Source organism: Frankia tisae, assembly GCF_025403405.1.
Lineage (GTDB): Bacteria > Actinomycetota > Actinomycetes > Frankiales > Frankiaceae > Frankia > Frankia tisai.
Genome location: NZ_JANEZT010000014.1, coordinates 1 through 14,654, shown reverse-complemented (window position 1 = coordinate 14,654; position 14,654 = coordinate 1). Strand labels below are relative to the sequence as shown.

General features: G+C 73.6%; 16 protein-coding genes and 1 riboswitch. Of the genes, 4 read left to right on the top strand and 12 right to left on the bottom strand.

The genetic code is table 11. The features are described 5' to 3' along the window. Nucleotides 1-83 precede the first annotated feature (83 nt). The gene (gene groL / locus NBZ85_RS02640) at nt 84-1,730 is read right to left on the bottom strand and encodes a chaperonin GroEL (RefSeq protein WP_261553470.1); all 1,647 of its coding nucleotides are present in this window, start codon (nt 1,728-1,730) and stop codon (nt 84-86) included. 127 nt (nt 1,731-1,857) lie between these two features. After that, a complete protein-coding gene (groES, locus tag NBZ85_RS02635) occupies nt 1,858-2,163 on the bottom strand; it encodes a co-chaperone GroES (RefSeq protein ID WP_009740479.1) in 306 nt (101 codons plus the stop codon). 292 nt (nt 2,164-2,455) lie between these two features. On the opposite strand from groES, the gene NBZ85_RS02630 reads away from it, so the two are divergent. Continuing rightward, on the top strand, nt 2,456-2,758 hold the full coding sequence (locus NBZ85_RS02630) for a hypothetical protein (RefSeq protein ID WP_308204918.1): 303 nt from the start codon (nt 2,456-2,458) through the stop codon (nt 2,756-2,758). 37 nt (nt 2,759-2,795) lie between these two features. Here NBZ85_RS02630 and NBZ85_RS02625 read toward each other — a convergent pair whose 3' ends face one another. After that, nucleotides 2,796-3,425, bottom strand: coding sequence for a MarR family winged helix-turn-helix transcriptional regulator (locus tag NBZ85_RS02625; RefSeq protein WP_261553472.1), 630 nt, complete (start codon nt 3,423-3,425; stop codon nt 2,796-2,798). Nucleotides 3,426-3,573: 148 nt separating this feature from the next. Here NBZ85_RS02625 and NBZ85_RS02620 point away from each other — a divergent pair, with 148 nt between their 5' ends. After that, nucleotides 3,574-4,209, top strand: a complete 636-nt coding sequence (locus NBZ85_RS02620) for an FMN-dependent NADH-azoreductase (protein ID WP_261553473.1) — start codon at nt 3,574-3,576, stop codon at nt 4,207-4,209. 35 nt (nt 4,210-4,244) lie between these two features. Here the strand turns inward: NBZ85_RS02620 and rimI are convergent, their stop codons facing one another. The 5 genes from rimI to glyA all read right to left on the bottom strand — a co-directional run bounded on the left by rimI (nt 4,245) and on the right by glyA (nt 8,912). Then, nucleotides 4,245-4,856 carry a ribosomal protein S18-alanine N-acetyltransferase gene (rimI, locus tag NBZ85_RS02615; protein ID WP_261553474.1) on the bottom strand — a complete coding sequence of 204 codons (612 nt, stop codon included), beginning with the start codon at nt 4,854-4,856 and terminating at the stop codon, nt 4,245-4,247. After that, nucleotides 4,853-5,611 carry a tRNA (adenosine(37)-N6)-threonylcarbamoyltransferase complex dimerization subunit type 1 TsaB gene (tsaB, locus tag NBZ85_RS02610; RefSeq protein WP_261553475.1) on the bottom strand — a complete coding sequence of 253 codons (759 nt, stop codon included), beginning with the start codon at nt 5,609-5,611 and terminating at the stop codon, nt 4,853-4,855. Before tsaB ends, rimI begins: the two co-directional genes overlap by 4 nt. A 74-nt stretch (nt 5,612-5,685) precedes the next feature. Beyond that, a complete protein-coding gene (gene tsaE / locus NBZ85_RS02605) occupies nt 5,686-6,174 on the bottom strand; it encodes a tRNA (adenosine(37)-N6)-threonylcarbamoyltransferase complex ATPase subunit type 1 TsaE (protein WP_261553476.1) in 489 nt (162 codons plus the stop codon). Between the two features lie 108 nt (nt 6,175-6,282). Beyond that, a complete protein-coding gene (locus NBZ85_RS02600) occupies nt 6,283-7,509 on the bottom strand; it encodes an alpha/beta fold hydrolase (RefSeq protein WP_261561462.1) in 1,227 nt (408 codons plus the stop codon). 140 nt (nt 7,510-7,649) lie between these two features. Beyond that, nucleotides 7,650-8,912 (bottom strand): serine hydroxymethyltransferase, encoded by a 1,263-nt coding sequence (gene glyA / locus NBZ85_RS02595; RefSeq protein ID WP_261553478.1) that lies wholly within the window; start codon nt 8,910-8,912, stop codon nt 7,650-7,652. Nucleotides 8,913-8,939: 27 nt separating this feature from the next. Further along, nucleotides 8,940-9,025, bottom strand: a riboswitch (ZMP/ZTP riboswitch). Between the two features lie 301 nt (nt 9,026-9,326). On the opposite strand from glyA, the gene NBZ85_RS02590 reads away from it, so the two are divergent. Then, nucleotides 9,327-9,608: a hypothetical protein gene (locus NBZ85_RS02590; protein ID WP_372517632.1), complete on the top strand. Its 282-nt coding sequence runs from the start codon at nt 9,327-9,329 to the stop codon at nt 9,606-9,608. A 51-nt stretch (nt 9,609-9,659) separates the two neighbouring features. On the opposite strand, the gene alr is transcribed toward NBZ85_RS02590, so the two are convergent. From alr to NBZ85_RS02570, 4 genes are all read right to left on the bottom strand, one after another. Then, nucleotides 9,660-10,814: an alanine racemase gene (gene alr / locus NBZ85_RS02585; protein WP_261553479.1), complete on the bottom strand. Its 1,155-nt coding sequence runs from the start codon at nt 10,812-10,814 to the stop codon at nt 9,660-9,662. A 10-nt stretch (nt 10,815-10,824) separates the two neighbouring features. After that, nucleotides 10,825-12,429 (bottom strand): NAD(P)H-hydrate dehydratase, encoded by a 1,605-nt coding sequence (locus NBZ85_RS02580; RefSeq protein ID WP_261553480.1) that lies wholly within the window; start codon nt 12,427-12,429, stop codon nt 10,825-10,827. A gap of 88 nt (nt 12,430-12,517) precedes the next feature. Beyond that, nucleotides 12,518-12,874, bottom strand: a complete 357-nt coding sequence (locus NBZ85_RS02575; RefSeq protein WP_261553481.1) for a holo-ACP synthase — start codon at nt 12,872-12,874, stop codon at nt 12,518-12,520. Between the two features lie 176 nt (nt 12,875-13,050). Continuing rightward, complete coding sequence (locus tag NBZ85_RS02570) at nt 13,051-13,923, bottom strand: PadR family transcriptional regulator (protein WP_261553482.1); 873 nt, start codon at nt 13,921-13,923, stop codon at nt 13,051-13,053. Between the two features lie 158 nt (nt 13,924-14,081). On the opposite strand from NBZ85_RS02570, the gene NBZ85_RS02565 reads away from it, so the two are divergent. Beyond that, a partial coding sequence (locus NBZ85_RS02565; protein ID WP_261553483.1) for an SWIM zinc finger family protein occupies nt 14,082-14,654 on the top strand: 573 nt, incomplete at its 3' end.

The window sequence follows — 14,654 nt, the reverse complement described above, 5'->3', positions numbered from 1 at the left end:
GGGGTCCGGCCGGACCGTTTCGCTGCCGCGGGCGGGGCGCCGGCCGGAGTGCGCCCGGCCGGGCCTCGCGGAACCGGCTCCGGTCAGAAACCGGGGCCCTGCGGGTGGTTGTGGCCGTGGCCATGGCCGTGGCCATGGGCATGATCGCCCTCCGACTTCGCCGGCTTCTCGACGACGAGGCCCTCGGTGGTGATGAGCAGCGCCGCGATCGACGCAGCGTTCGCCACCGCCGAACGGGTGACCTTGACCGGGTCGACGACACCGGCCGCGATCAGGTCGGTGTACTCGCCGGTCGCCGCGTTGTAACCGTGGCGCGGCTCGAGTTCCTTGACCTTGGCGACGATGACCGCGCCCTCCTGGCCCGCGTTGCGCGCGATCCAGGACAGCGGGGCGTCGAGGGCGGTGCGCACGATCTGGACGCCGGCGAGCTCGTCCCCGGTGCGGCCGAGGCCGTCGTCGAGAACGGAGGTGACGTGCGCCAGCGCGGCACCGCCGCCGGCGACGATGCCCTCCTCGATGGCCGCCCGCGTGGCGGACACGGCGTCCTCGAGGCGGTGCTTCTTCTCCTTGAGCTCCACCTCGGTGTGGGCACCCACCCGGATGACCGCGACTCCACCGGCGAGCTTGGCAAGCCGCTCCTGGAGCTTCTCGCGGTCCCAGTCCGAGTCGCTGCCCTCGATCTCCGCCTTGAGCTGCTGCACCCGGTCGGAGACCGAGTCGGCCTCGCCGCCGCCGTCGATGATGGTGGTGGTGTCCTTGTCCACCACGACGCGCCGGGCCCGGCCGAGGTCCGCCAGGGTCACCGCGTCGAGCGAGAGCCCGACCTCGCTGGCCACCACCTGGCCGCCGGTGAGCACGGCGATGTCCTGCAGTATTGCCGCGCGGCGGTCCCCGAAGCCGGGCGCCTTCACCGCGACGACCTGGAAGGTCTTGCGGATCGCGTTCACCACCAGGGTGGACAGCGCCTCGCCGTCGATGTCCTCGGCGATGATCAGCAGCGGCTTGCGGTCCTCCACGACCTGCTCGAGGACGGGCAGAATCTCGTTCAGCGCCGCGATCTTGCCCGGGTAGAGCAGGACGTACGCGTCCTCGAGGACCGCCTCCTGCGAGTCGGCGTCCGTGACGAAGTACGGCGAGATGTAGCCCTTGTCGAACTGCATTCCCTCGGTCAGTTCGAGGTCCAGACCGACGGTCTGGCTCTCCTCGACCGTGATGACGCCGTCCTTACCGATCTTGTCGATCGCCTCGGCAATCAGCTCCCCGACCCGGGTGTCCTGGGCGGAGATGGCGGCGACCTGGGCGATCGTCTGCTTGGAGCTGACCTCGAGGGCCTGCTCCAGCAGCGCGGCGGAGACGGCCTCGACGGCGGCCTCGATGCCCAGCTTCAGCGACAGCGGCGCGGCCCCGGCGGTAACCTGCTTCAGGCCGAAGCGGACCATCGCCTGGGCGAGCACCGTCGCCGTGGTGGTGCCGTCACCGGCGACGTCGTTGGTCTTGGTGGCGACTTCCTTGGCGAGCTGGGCGCCCAGGTTCTCGTACGGGTCCTCCAGCTCGATCTCCCGGGCGATCGTCACCCCGTCGTTGGTGATCGTCGCCGCCCCGTAGGACTTGTCGATGACGACGTTGCGCCCACGCGGGCCGATCGTCACCTTGACCGCGTCGGCCAGCGCGTCCACACCGTGCTCGAGCGCGTGGCGGGCGTCCTCGTTGAACGTGAGAATCTTCGGCATACCTGGTTGTCCTCCCGACACCGATGAGCGGTGGGAAACCGCAAGGGGCGCGCCCTGCCGGTGGGCCCGGCGGAAACCGGACGGCCACCAGCGGGGCGCGCCCCTTGCGTTGCTACCGGCGAGCGGTCTACTTCTCGATGATCGCGAGGACGTCGCGAGCGGAGAGCACGAGGTACTCCTCGCCCGAGTACTTGACCTCGGTGCCGCCGTACTTGCTGTAGAGCACCACGTCGCCGACCTTGACGTCGAGCGGGACGCGCTTGCCGTCCTCGAACCGGCCGGGGCCGACTGCGAGAACGGTGCCCTCCTGGGGCTTCTCCTTCGCCGTGTCCGGAATCACAATTCCGGATGCGGTGGTCTGCTCGGCGTCGGAGGGCTGCACAACGATGCGGTCCTCGAGAGGCTTGATAGCAACCTTGGTGGCGGTCGTCACGATCGACCTCCCCCTTCCTGCGCTGGATGAGAGAGCGACCCTGGCGGCCTGCCGTCGCGGGTGAACAGGCGCCTGTTGTCGCTGGCACTCTCACGTGCCGAGTGCCAACCTAGCACCCGCACCACACACGTCAACCAACAAGGTTCGGATCTGTCAAGACGACTGTGGAGCGGGCGCCGCCTGCCGGCCGCGCCGGACGAGTGAACTCGCCCCGGCCCGTTCCCGGTGCGCGGCCGCGCAACCGGCCCCGAACAGCTTCGGCCACGCGGGATGGGACCCGAACATGATCTGGATGTGGGAAGCCAGGGCGACGCCCGGCCGTCTGGCGGACCTGCGGGACTGGGCGATCGACACCCTCGGTGACCGCGAAGGTGAGGTATATCTCAGTCACCAGTCGGGGGGTGACCTCGTCGTGGTGATCCTGCGGTTGCCCGACGCCGGGCCGACGGACGCCGACGCGGCCACCGCCGCTCATCCCGAGCCACTCGGCGCCACCATCGGGCCGGCCACGGCGCCCCTGCCCGTGCCACCCGACGGGCTGGTCGCCGGTTCCCCGCACGCCTGGCCGTTCCATCAGGTCCACCCGCACCGCTGAACTCGCCCGCCTTCACCGGGCCGCCGCCATCCAGCGGTCAGCCGATGGCGGGCGTCCGCCCCGTGCTGTCGCTGCCTGCAGCGGGTCCGTCGCCGGTGAGGCAGCCGTCATCCGGCGGGCACTCGGCGGCCTCGTGTGCGTCGATCTCCCGCCGGGCCGCGTCGCAGGCGGCCGAGCCGTGCGTGGGATCGACGGCCAACAGGCGCGCGGCGACCCGCCGCAGCAGCTCGACGAACCGTTCTCGCTCGGCCGGCTTCAACCCGGCCAGCACGTGCTGGTCGACGAGGCGGCGGTCCTCCTGGGTCGCCACGTAGAGCCGCGCGCCCTGTTCGGTCGCGGTGATGATGCGGGCCCGCCGGTCGGCCGGGTCGGGATGGCGCTCGACCAGGCCCGCCCGTTCGAGATCGTCGACGATGCGCACCATCACCGTCCGGTCGATGCCGAACCGGCGGGCCACCTCGATCTGGTTACGCGCCTCGCCGTCGACGGCGGCGCCGAGGACGTGCAGCGCGCGCAGGCCGCCCGGCAGCTCGCCGACCGCGGCGGCGGAGGCCGCGAGGTAGCCGTACTGCACCTGGCCCAGCAGCCAGCCCAGATCCTGCCCCAGGTCTTCGGGCAGGCCGTCGGCCTCGGCCTCGCGCTCCGCGGCTGCTGCGGCGTCGCTCACCGGCTCAGCCTACCCGTCTCGGTCAGAACAATCTCCCGTCAGATGGGTGCACACACAGACGATATGTGGATCAGATATTCTCCCCTCAGATCTTCGCAATGCTGATGATCTCGAGCTCTGACGACTGTGGAACCACGGAGGCCCCGCAATGTCCAACCTGCTGCACGTCGACGCGAGCCTGGCTCAGGAGGGCTCGACCTCCCGCTCACTGGCCGCCACCTTCATCGACGCCTGGAGCACCGCCCACCCCGAGGGCACCGTCACCTACCGCGATCTCGCCCTGACGCCACCGCCGCACCTCGACTGGGCCACCCTGTCGGCGGGCTTCACCCCGTCCGAGCAGCACACCCCGGAGCAGACCGAGGGCGTCAAGCTGCGCGAGGAACTGATCGCCGAGCTGGAGACGACCGACGAGCTCCTGCTGTCGCTGCCGATGTACAACTACTCGGTGCCGTCCACGTTCAAGGCGTGGGTGGACCAGGTGATCCTGGTCGGGCGCACCGTGCGCCAGCCGCCGGAAGAGTCGGTGCTCACCGGTCGCCGCGTCACCGTCATCGCCACCCAGGGCGGTTCGTACGCGGTGGGCACCCCCAAGGAGGGCTGGGACCACCAGCTCCCCTTCATCGCCCACGTCCTCGAGTCGCTCGGGGCGACCGACGTCGAACTGGTCCGGGTGGAGATGACGCTCGCCCCGGTCAACCCGGCCCTGGCCGACTTCACCGAGCTCTACGAGCGCAGCCGGGCCGCGGGCGAGAGCGCCCTGCGGGCGCGGGCAGCGGCCTGAGTCACCCCGGCCGGGGCGCCCACGCCAGCCGGTGGTCACGGCTCCAGGCGCACCCGGCCGGGCAGCGCCCGTTCGACCTCGTCGAGCAGCGCGGCGTACCCGACCGTGTCGATCGGTCGGGCTCGCATGACGTAGGCGTCGCCGCCGGAGGGCTGGTAGTAGCTGCGGCGCACGCCGATGTCGACGAAACCAAGCCTGCTGTACAGCGCCCGAGCGGCATGATTGTCGGTGCGGACCTCCAGCCCGCAGGACCGGGCGCCGGCCTGGCGCGCGTGGCGCAGCAGGGCGATCATCAGGCGGGCTCCGATGCCACGGCCCCGGCCGCGGGGCACGACGCCGATGGTCTGGATGTAGGCGCCGTCGTCGGCGAGCGCCAGCCCCGCGTAGCCGACGAGCGCCGGCAGGTCGTGTGCGGCCACCCCCCGGGGCCGCCACATCGCAGCCAGATAGCGCCGCTGATCGCCCTGGGCCAGTTCGGACCAGAACAGCTCCGCGGTCCAGGGGTCGTTGGCGAAGACCGTCGGCTCCAGCTCGGCGACGGTCGCGACGTGCCACCAGCGCATCGGGACGAGCACCAGGTCCTGGCCAGGATCCTGGCCAGGACCAGGATCCTGGACCTGGTCGGGGTGCGGCCGCGGCCGGGTCACACCCTGACGGCCTTCGGCGCGTGCGGTTCGGTCGCGTCCGGCCGTCGCAGGTAGAGCGGGACCAGAACGCTCGGGTCGCGGCCGGCCAACAGGTCCGCCCCGGCGAGGCCCACGAGCAGCTCCGGGCGCGGGTAGCCACCCTCCGGCAGGCCCGCCTCCCGCGCCTGCCCCGCGTCGTCGACGACGGCGAACCCGGCGAACGGCTCCGGGTACAGCGCCCGGCCGGGGCCGGTGACGGCGTCGACGCCGAACTCCCGCATCGCCTGGGCGACCTGCGCCGGACGGCCCACCGCGGGATCGCCCACCCGCACCCCGGCGTCGTAGCGGGCCCAGTAGACCTCGCGGCGGCGGGCGTCGGTGACCACACCGACCGAGCCGGCCGTGGCCGCGCCGATGCCGTCGAGCGAGCAGACGCCGTGCACCGGGATGTCCAGCGCGTCGGCGAAGGCCGCGGCGGTCACCATGCCGACCCGCAAGCTGGTGAAGGGCCCGGGACCGGCCCCCACCACGACGGCCCCGAGGTCCGTCGGGCGCACGCCCGCCTCGTCGAGGACCGCCCGCATCGACGGCGCGAGCAGCTCCCCGTGACGGCGGGCGTCGACGGTGACCGCGCTCCCCCGGGGCCAGACGTGCACGCCGGGGCCGGTGGGACCGCCGGCCGCCGGGCTCACCGGCCGCGCGGGATCGGACGCCGTCAGCTCGGCGAGCGCCACCGCACAGGCGGCCGTGGATGTGTCGAGGGCCAGCACCAGCACCCAACCAGACTACGGACCGCCGCATCGGCCACGACGGGTACCCGCCCCACCGCGGCCCGGCGCAGGCGGCGCGTTCAGCCCGCGGCGAGCTCGCGCAGCCGTCGCGCCCAGGTCGGGCCGGTGGCGACGAGGCGGACGGTCCTGGTCTCGCCGGCCTCGTCGGCGGTGGGTCGGGTGAGCATGATCTCCAGATGGTCCTGGGCGAGCCCCTCCACCAGCCCGGCGCCCCACTCGACGACGGTCACCGAGGTCTCGGCGTCGGCATCGAGGTCGAGGTCGTCGACCTCGGTCACCCCGCCGAGCCGGTAGGCGTCGACGTGCACGAGCGGGATCCGGCCGTCCGGGTAGATCCGCGCGAGCACGAACGTCGGCGAGGTGACCGTCTCGCGTACGCCGAGCCCGACGGCGATGCCCTGGGTGAGGACCGTCTTGCCCGCGCCGAGCGGGCCGGAGAGCACCAGCAGGTCGCCGGGGCGCAGCAACGCGCCCAACCGGGCGCCGAAGTCCCGCATCCGCTCCGCCGTGGGTACGACGACCACGTCGCGTTGCCGTGCCGCGTTCACGCCCTTCGCCTCCTCGCCACCACCCGACCGAGCCGGCGCCCCGCCCGAGCCGGCATTCCGCCGGGCTCGCGCCCGCCGGTGCCCGCCGCCCGGGTCCGCCAAGGCCGGTCAGGCAACCGTCCCACCGGCGTCGCGGTCCGCGACCGCCGCCCGCTCGGCCGGCGGCGCACCGTCCGCGACGGCACCGACCGGGGCGGCACCGACCGGGGCGGCACCGACCGGGGCGGGTGGGCGTCCCGCCCGCGACCGCGGCAGCGGCAACGAGACCTCGGCGAGGGATCGCTGCACCAGCCCGCGGATCGCGGCGTTCACCGCTTCGGGCCGCTCCAACATGATGGCGTGGCCGGCGTCCTGCTCGACGACCAGCTCCGCGTCGGGCAGGATCTCGGCGATCGCCCGGCTGTGCGCCACCGGGGTGATCAGGTCGGCATCGCCGACGATTAACACGGTGGGGATCGCGGCCAGTCGAGCGGCGGCGGCCAGCCGATCGTTGTCGAGCAGGGTGGGCAGGAACGCGGCGATGACCGCGACCGAGGTGTCCGAGACCATCGTCTCGAGGAAGGTGACGACCGCCGGCGGCAGGTCGGTGGCGCCGAACCCGATCCGCCGGGTCACCTCCCACGACATGTCGCTGCCCCGCCCGCGAACCCGCTCCAGCACGCCGGAGGTGTGCCGCATGCCGACGGCGATGCCGGGCAGCACCCGGCGCACCACCGCCGTCGCCAGGGCCGGCAGCCCCAGGGCCACCTGGGCCAGCTCCGACGCGCTGGTCGACAAGAGCGCCACCCCGATGATCTGGTCATCGAAGAGCTCGGGATGGGCGCCGGCCAGGCCCAGGACCGCCATGCCCCCCATCGAGTGGCCGACGAGAATGATCGGCCCGCCGGGCACCCGTTCGCGGATCACCCGGTACAGGTCGTCAATGAGCATGTCGATGGTGCAGTTGCCGACCTCGGACGGCCCGGAGCGCCCGTGCGCGCGCTGGTCGAAGAAGACCATCCGGCCGAGGTCCGAAAGGGCCCGCTGCTGCAGGACCCAGGACTCGGCGGACACGCAGAACCCATGCACGAACACCAGCGTCAGCGGCGCGTCCGGCGGACCGGTCTCCTCGACGTGCAGCGGCACACCGTCAGCCGCGATCACCGTGGTGACCCGGCCGCCGATCGGCCTCAGCTCGGGCGGCGCCGGGGCGTCCGGCCGGTTGCGGCGGCGGCGGCGGATCGCCCGCCGCTCGGCGACCAGGCTGGCCGCGATGGCCGCGCCAACCACACCAGCTGATCCCGTGGCGGCCTTCGCCGCCCGGGAACCCACGAACGGGTTCACGGTCCTCACCATCGGTGCTCCCTCCTCCGGGCTGCTCCTGAACCGATGATGCACCGCCTGCGGTCCAGGAGCAGGCCTCACGTGACGCACGCTTGGCCATGCTCCGGCCTCGGCCGGTCGGGGCGTGGTCACGCGTGCGGGCCCGCGACGCCTCAGGCGAAGCCGGGCATCGGAAAGCCGCTGACCAGCTCCGTGACCTGCTCCCGGACGCGACCGATCGTCGCGGTGTCGGCGGCGCCGGCGGCCTTGACGACGTCGTCGATCCAGCCGGCGAGCACCGGCATGTGCGCCGTGGTCAGGCCGCGGGTGGTGATCGCGGCGGTACCGAGCCGGATGCCGGAGGGGTCGAACGGCTTGCGCTTGTCGAAGGGCACCGCGTTGTAGTTCAGTTCGATCCCCGCGGCGTCGAGTGCCTTCGCCGCCGGCTTTCCGCCGATGTCCTTGCCCGTGAGGTCGATGAGGATGAGGTGGTTGTCGGTACCACCGGTGACCAGGTCGAATCCGCGTTCCACCAGCGCCTCGGCGAGGGCGCGGGCGTTCGCCACGATCGCGTGGGCGTAGTCGCGGAACGCGGGCGTCGCCGCCTCCCGCAGGGCGACCGCGATGGCCGCCGTGGTGTGGTTGTGGGGGCCGCCCTGCAGGCCGGGGAACACCGCCTTGTCCAGCGCCGTGGCGTGCTCGGCGTCCGAGAGCAGCATGGCCCCGCGCGGGCCGCGCAGCGTCTTGTGCGTGGTGGTCGAGATCACCGGGGCATGCCCGACCGGGGAGGGGTGGGCGCCCCCGGCGATCAGCCCCGCGATGTGGGCGATGTCGGCGACGAGCACCGCCCCCACCTCGCGCGCGATCTCGGCGAAGGCCGGGAAGTCGATCGTGCGCGGGATCGCCGTCCCACCACAGAAGATGATCTTCGGGCGCTCGGCGCGGGCGAGGTCGCGCACCTCGTCCAGATCAATCCGGCCGGTGTCGGCGCGCAGGCCGTAGCGGACACTGCGGAACCACTTTCCGGTCGCCGACACGCTCCAGCCGTGCGTCAGGTGCCCGCCCATCGGCAGCGACAGCCCCATGATCGTGTCACCGGGCTGGGCGAAGGCGAGGTAGACGGCCAGGTTCGCCGGCGAGCCGGAGTACGGCTGGACGTTGGCGTGCTCGACGCCGAACAGCGCCTTGGCCCGGTCGACGGCCAGCGTCTCGATCGGATCAATGACCTGCTGGCCCTCGTAGTAGCGCCGGCCGACGTACCCCTCGGAGTACTTGTTGGTCAGAACGGATCCGGACGCCTCCAGCACCGCGGTGGAGACGTAGTTCTCCGAGGCGATCAGCCTGATCGACGCGTGCTGGCGGGCGGCCTCGGCCTCGACCAGCGCGGCGAGCTCGGGATCGGCGACGGTGAGTTCGGGAAGCGGGGGGTTGTGCATGCTGACCTCCGGCAGGTCTCATCCAGCCGGAGGCACCCAGGCGCGCGGCACCGATCCGCTCGTCGCTCCCCGGTGGTCAGTTCCACCTCTGTGCGCCAGTCACGACTCGCCGACATCCTAGCTGCCCGGGCCCCGCCAGCGGCGGACGGACAGGGTGCGGCGAGACCATCTGCCCTGGGTGGGCAGGCTTCACGGGCGGTGCCACCCCGGGCCAGGCGGTCCGGCAGTCGGCTCGCCGACGGCACGGCCAGATCACATCCGGGCCGCCAGGCTGGGCCGAGCCGGGCCGCGTCCCTTACCGTGGAATGAGCCTAACCGTGGAGCGAGGCCGGGACGCCCGGCCGAGGCGGTGGATGTTTCGTTGCGGAGGCGGGAATCGTGAAGCTGTCGTGGCACAGGAGCAGGGACATTCCGGTGGACACCGGTCGCGGCCTGACCGGCCCGGCGCGGGCCGCCGCACTCGGGATGGTCGAGGAGTCGGAGCCAGAACCGGAGCCCGCCGCAGCGGCGGCGCCAGCGGCGCCGGCAGCCGCCGGCCCGGTCATGCTGACGCTGACGACCCGTTCCAGGATCGAGCAGGCCGAGCGGGAGGCAGTTGAGGCCGCAGCCCGCCCGGTGCGCCGCCGGATCGAGCGCGGCGCGCTCGGCGGGAGCGCTCCCACCGGCGGCGGCTGTTCTTCCGGCGGCTGCGGCTGATCCAGCCATGAGCCGCGCCCGGCGTCAGGGCCAAGGGGCGGCAACCGGCAGTCAGACGTAGACGCGCGGGACGCGCCCGCCAATCCGGGTGACGATCTCGTAGTTGATCGTGCCCAGCGCCGCGGCCCAGTCGTCCGCGGTCGGCTCCCCGCGATCACCCGGGCCGAAGAGCAGCACCTCGTCCCCCGCGGCCGCCGAATCGTCCCCGACGTCGAGGACGAACTGGTCCATGCAGACGGTGCCGGCGATGCGGCGCCGGCGGCCACCGAACAGCACCTCCCCGATGTTCGTGGCGGCCCGGGGGATGCCGTCGGCGTAGCCCAGCGGTACCAGGGCGAGCGTCGTCTCTCGTGCCGTGGTGTAGCGGTGGGCGTAGGACACACCCGTGCCGGCCGGCACCCGCTTGACCAGCGCGGCATGGCTGACCAGTGACATCGCCGGTCGCAGGCCGAACTGCGCGGGCGTGCCCACCTCCGGTCCGGGCGAGAGCCCGTAGACGGACACTCCGGGTCGCACCAGGTCGAAATGCGCCTCGGGACTGACCAGGGTCGCCGCGGAGTTGGCCAGGTGCCGCACGGTCGGCGCCAGCCCGGCCTTCTCGGCCAGGTCGACGGCGTCCCGGAACGCCCCGATCTGGGCCTGCACGGTTGGATGCCCTGGGGCGTCCGCGAACGCGAGGTGGCTCCACACCCCGAACGCCTCGATCACACCCTCGGCCTGCAGCGACGCGGCCTGGTCGCACAGCCCCGACCAGTCTGCGGGCATCGCCCCGGCCCGGCCGAGACCGGTGTCCGCCTTCAGATGCACCCGGGCCGGTCGGCCGGCCTGCCGCGCCGCCATGGCGATCTCCGAGAGGGTCCACGATGCGGACGCCGACACGTCGATGCCGGCCGCGATCGCCTCGGCGAAACGCTCACCGGGCGCAGCGAGCCAGCAGAGAACCGGCGCGGTGATCCCGGCCGCGCGCAGCGCCAGCGCCTCCTCCAGAACCGCCGTGCCAAGCCAGCTCGCCCCGCCGTCCAGCGCCGCCCGGGCGCAGGGAACCATACCGTGGCCGTACCCGTCGGCCTTCACAACGGCCATGGTGGCGGCGTCACCGGCGCGGGCCGCGAGGGCGGCCACCGAGTCACGGACCGCGTCGAGCTCGACGGCGGCGTACGTCCGGGGTGCGCTCCCGGCCGACGCCTCGGTAGCCTGCACGCTCATAGCGGTCACGCTACCCGCCGTGACCGCCCCCCGGCCGGCCCCGACCCGGCGCGGCCAGCAGGTCGGTGACGACTCGGGGCAGCAGGTCGGGCAGGTCGCCGGCGGCGAGCGGCACGGCGGCGCGCTCGGCGGCGCGCCCGTGCAGGTGGGCACCGACCGCCCCGGCCCCGGCGGCAGGTAGCCCGGCCGCGAGCAGCGAGCCGATCAGGCCGGTCAGGACGTCCCCCGTGCCGGCGGTCCCCAGCCACCCGGAACCGTTCGTGTTCACCCAGGCCGCCCCGGCCGGGTCGACGATCAGGGTGCGGGTGCCCTTGAGCAGGATCACCGCGCCCGTCGCCGCCGCGGCCCGCCGAACGGCGGCGAGGCGGTCGGCGGCGAGATCCGCCGTCGTGCGATCGGGATCCCAGCCCAGCGCGGTCGCGGTGAACCGGCCGAACTCGCCCTCGTGCGGGGTGATGAGAACCGGCGCGTCCCGGGCGCGCAACGCCGCGGGATCGGCCGCGAGGAGCTCCGCCAGCGGGTCGAGGGCGCCCGCGTCGACCACGACCGGCAGGTCGGTGCCGAGCAGTCCGGCCACCAGCTCCCGGACCGCCGGCCCCGGGTCCAGGCCCGGGCCGATCGCCCAGGCCTGGACCCGGCCGGCGGCGAGCATGGCCGCGCGGTCCCCGGCCCGGATGGCGGTCACCACCGCCTCGGGGTGCGCCCGCCGGACGAAGTCCCCCGCTCGGCTGGCAACCCCCGTCCCGGAGCCGCCGCCGGGCGTGGCGGCGCCGGGCGTGCCGGTCACGACATGGCCCTCGGTCACGACCCGCAGGTAGCCGGCGCCACCACGCAGCGCCCCGCCGACCGCGAGCACCGCGGCGCCCGGATAGGCATCGCTGCCGGCGACGAGGCCGAGTACCCCCCGGCGGTACTTGGACGATTCCGGCCCCGGCACCGGGATCATCGCGGCGACATCGGCGTCGTCGAGCGCTCGCAGGTCGGGTTCGGGCAACTCCAGCCCGATGTCGACCAGTTCCACCGGCCCGGTGTGAGCGGCGCCCGGCGTCAGCCACAGGCCGCGCTTGTGGGTGCCGAACGTGACGGTGGCACTGGCCCGCACGGCGGCTCCGGTGACGGCACCGGTGTCCGCGTCGACGCCGCTGGGGATGTCGACGGCCACGGTGCGCTCGGGCGGCGCGAGGGCCACCAGCCGGGCGTGGTCCGCCCGCAGGCCGCCGCGGCCACCGATGCCGAGCAATCCGTCCAGGACGAGCTCGGCCTGGCCGAACAGCCCGCGCAGCGTCTCGTCGTCGAGGGCCGGCGCTGGACCGTGCAGCCTGCCACCGGCGGCCAGCAGAGCCGCGGTGCCCTCCGGGTGGGTGCGGCCGGGCGCGATCGCGTCGACTCGGGCGCCGCGCGCGGCCAGGCGCGCGCCGGCCCACAGGGCATCGCCGCCGTTGTCACCGCCCCCGGCAAGGACGACGATCCGGGCGCCGTAGACCCGGCCAAGCCGGCGGGCGACATGGGCTACCAGCCCATACACCGCGCGTTGCATGAGGGCACCGGGCGGCAGGGCGGCGAGCAGCGCCTTCTCTGCGTCCCGGATCTGGGTGACCGTGTGCGCGTTCCGCATGACGCCATGCTGCCCCGCGCCGGGCGGCCGATGTTGCAGGAGCCCCCGGGACCGCCGGTCCGGCGGGCAGGCGCTGGCTGGTCGCCGGTCAGTTCTCGGCAACGACCATCGCGATGGAGACCCCGCCGTCGTGGGTGAGAGACAGGTGCCAGGAGGCGATGTCGAGCCGGGCCGCCGCGGCGGCCACGGTGCCGCGGATCTGCAGCGACGGTCGTCCACTCGCGCTCAGGACAACCTCGGCGTCGTGCCACTCCAGCCCCGGCGGCGCCCCGAGCACCTTCGCCACGGCCTCCTTCGCCGCGAACCGGGCGGCCAGCCGCTCCGGTCGGGCCAGATCGCGTTCCGCCGGGGTGAACAGGCGCATCGCGATCCCCGGCGTGCGTGACAGCGTGGCTGCGAAACGGTCAACGTCCACCACGTCGACGCCGACACCCACCACCGCCATCGGGCAAGCGTCCCATACCGGCGCTCCAGCCCGTGGCCGACCGTGCGCGCGCCCCGTCGCGGCGCCCCGACCTCAGCGCCACCGGGCGCACCTCTTCGGATCAGGACGTCGCCCGGTCCGAAGAGGTGGCATGCCAGCGGATCTGGCCCGGCGGGGCCGGCCGGACCCGGCCGGGTTCATTGCTTCGCATCCCAGCCCGGAGCGGCACCGCCGTCATCCTCTCCGGCGGTGCCGGTCTCCTCGGCGGTCGGGTCGCCCTCGTCGCCGGCGAGGATGCGGTAGAGGCTGCGGCGGGTCTCGGTGAGCAGGGAACGGGCGGCGGCGATCTGCGCGCCGTCCCCGGCCTGGGCGACCTGGACCACCGCGGCACCTACGGCGAAGGCCAGCGAGCGCAGGCTGGCCAGCTCGTCGTTGTCGCTGGCCGCGGCGGTCTCCCACGGCTTGCGCTGCCCCGTCCGGGACTCGACGTGGGCCCGCCCGGCGTCGGTGAGGTGGAAGACCCGCTTGCCCTCCGCCTCCTCCGCGCGCACGAGCCCCTCGTCGGCGAGCAGGGACAGCACCGGGTACACCGAGCCGGGGCTCGGCCGCCAGCTGCCCCCGCTACGCTCGGCCAGCTCACGGATCATCTGGTAGCCGTGCATCGGCTGCTCGGCGAGCAGGGCCAGCAACGCCTCGCGGACGTCACCCCGGCCCACCCGCGGCCCGCGGCCGAAACCACCCGGACCGCCGAACCCCGGACCGAACCCCGGACCGAAGCCGGGACCGAAGCCGGGACCGGGGAAGCCCGCGAACGGTGGCCGGCCCGGACCGCCACGGCGCCCGCGCGGCCGGCCCTCGCCGGGCCCGCCATGCTCATGGTGCCCGCCGCGCGCCGTACGGCTGCTGTGGTCGCGCGCCGCCGACTCCTTCGTTCCGCAGCCACCGGCCTCGCGGTCCACCCATCCGGCCATCATCTCGAAGAACTCCGACAGCCTCGCGGGATCGAACCCCGCCGCGCGCCCCCATTTACCCCAGGGGCCCCAGGGGCCTGGTATCGCTTGCGATGTCATGATTTTTCCTTCCGTCTCCATGGATGGCCAACGGAAGCCATCCACATGCTATCGCGTACGCTCACGATATATCGCGATGCTACGGAAGACAAGCGGGTACCGGTGATGCGGTGGACCTGACCGGTACGATCGGCGCTCGCATTCCGTAGGATTGACCAGTGATCATTTCTGTGTCCGGAGAGAACGGGCACGGCGGGGACGCCGTCACCCCGCTCGAAGCAGCCTTCGAGGAACGTGCCTGCGCGCAGCGCGCGGGCACCGACGTGTTCATCGAAGGGGTGAACCTGGCCCTGCTCGGCCGCGTCGAGCAGCTCCGCATCCGGCCCACCAACGCCTCAGGCACGGTCGACGACGACGGGCCTCACGAGGTCCGCCTGGAGGCGGCCGACGACGGGCCGCGCACCGGCTGCACGTGTCCCGAGGGCGCAACCGGCTTGTTCTGCCGCCACGCGGTCGCCGTCGCCCTCGTCGCCACCGGCTCCGCGGGTCTGGCCGAGGACGACGAGGACGACGACGGCGACGAGGAGAACGGCGGGATCATCGGCGAAAGTTCGCTGTTCACCGACGACCCGGTGCACGCAGCGATGCGGGTGTTCCTCAGCCGCGCCCCCCGCGCCGAGCTCGTGGAGACGCTGCTCGATGCCGCGGACGACAGCGAGGCGGTCGCCGACGCCCTCTGGGACGCCACCGTCGCCTGGCACGGCCGCCAGCACGGCGCCGCCCCCTCACCC